We start from the raw sequence: 1,577 nt of genomic DNA, 5'->3' as shown, positions 1-1,577 counted from the left end.
AAGGATTTTCAATGAAAAAGATTTTTGCTTTATTAGCTTTAACTTCTTTACTGACTAGTTCTGTTTTTGCTGAGGATTTTTTAGCTAAACTCACAAAAGGTGCTTTAAGTGATACAAGCCCGGGTGTCAAAGAACTCAGCCTTGAAGAGATGAAACAAGTTAAGGGTGGGTATGTTTTTGGGGATTATAAAATTTTTAAAGACAGACGCAATTTAACCTCAGAAGTTTATGCTATTATAGATTTTACGCAATATGAACTCGAAAATCTTAACAAAGGTTTGTGCGGTGCAGGAGAAGATAAATGTCAAAATCCTAGTAGAGACAGATTATTTGCTTGGTTGCAAGTCAGTGCGAATTCCCCTGCTGATTATCGTCCTGTATATAAGGTAAAAAGACAAATTAAATATTCAAATTTAGGACAGCCTTATGTTTTATTTACTTATGGGGTTGCTGTTTATAATGTAAATAATGGACAAATCTATCAGTATAATTCCTCTCCTATGTTAAATAACAATAGAATTATAAGAGAATTCGCCCATCAATATAAGAGCGTGATAGAAGATGCTATGGGTGGTTGGAATCCAAGATTGTTTTAGTATTTTAAAAAAGGATTTTTATGATAAGTCTTAATTCTCACTATCCTAATATCAATTATCCAAATAATGCTTTAAGCATTAAAAAAGATGAAAATAATGAATATACTTATACTAAAAAAGATGAGCCAAAAAGTGAAGAAGATGCTTATTGGGAAGATTTTGTGCAAAAATATTTTGGAGAAATGCTTAGTGAAGAATATGCGAACAAATACGGCTATAATGGAGACCCAGATGTTAAAGAAGTTGAAAATTCCTTGCTTGAGCGAATGCGAAAAGATAAATTAACTGAAGAGGAATGGGAAATTCTTAACGGAGCGTATGACATTGATAATATTGAATTTATTCCAAGAGATAAGATTGCCAGAATACGCGAAGCCAATCTTCTAAAAACTCTTACAAGTGCGAGTGAATTCGCAAGAATATGGGTTGCTGAAAAAGATGAAAGAAAAAAACGATTTATTGACGCACTTGATGTTAAACCACTTACTCAAGAAGAGATAGATAGGTTTTTAAATAAACAACAAAGCTCAAATTCTACCCAAGAAAGCAACGAAAGTGGTCAAAACCCAGATGAAAAACCCTTCAAAGCCATTCAAGCAAAAAGCAAAAACAAAGAAACTTACAAAGATGATAGTAAAATGAATGAACTTGTAAAAAAACTGCTAGAAAATAAATTTGGTAAAAGTGAAGAATTGGAACTTCTTTTTGGTGTGAAATTTAGTGATGATGATGCAGGAGAATTTAATAAATTTCTTTCTTCAAATTCTGCACCAAAAAGTATAGATATTAAGGCTTGAAACATTAAAAACTTTGATTTAAAATACAATCAAATAAAAAGATTTTTATAACTTTGGGCTTCTTTAGCCTTTAAAACTCTTTGTTTATCCAAGTAGAAAAGCTCTTCGGCATTGTCTTTGAGTTTTTGCAAGGAATTTATATCCTTAAATTTTCTAACTCTAAATCCTATTATTTTTCCATTTG

2 protein-coding genes are annotated in these 1,577 nt (G+C 31.1%); both read left to right on the top strand.

Annotated elements, in window-relative coordinates:
- Positions 1-11 precede the first annotated feature (11 nt).
- The gene (locus tag KAR67_RS09345) at positions 12-596 is read left to right on the top strand and encodes a hypothetical protein (protein WP_192801100.1); all 585 of its coding nucleotides are present in this window, start codon (positions 12-14) and stop codon (positions 594-596) included.
- A gap of 20 nt (positions 597-616) precedes the next feature.
- A complete protein-coding gene (locus tag KAR67_RS09340; protein WP_162284591.1) occupies positions 617-1,393 on the top strand; it encodes a hypothetical protein in 777 nt (258 codons plus the stop codon).
- Positions 1,394-1,577 lie beyond the last annotated feature (184 nt).

The organism is Campylobacter sp. JH32 (assembly GCF_017846535.1).
Lineage (GTDB): Bacteria > Campylobacterota > Campylobacteria > Campylobacterales > Campylobacteraceae > Campylobacter_D > Campylobacter_D coli.
The sequence above is the reverse complement of the archived record's forward strand: the minus strand, read 5'-3'. Positions and strand labels throughout refer to the sequence as shown.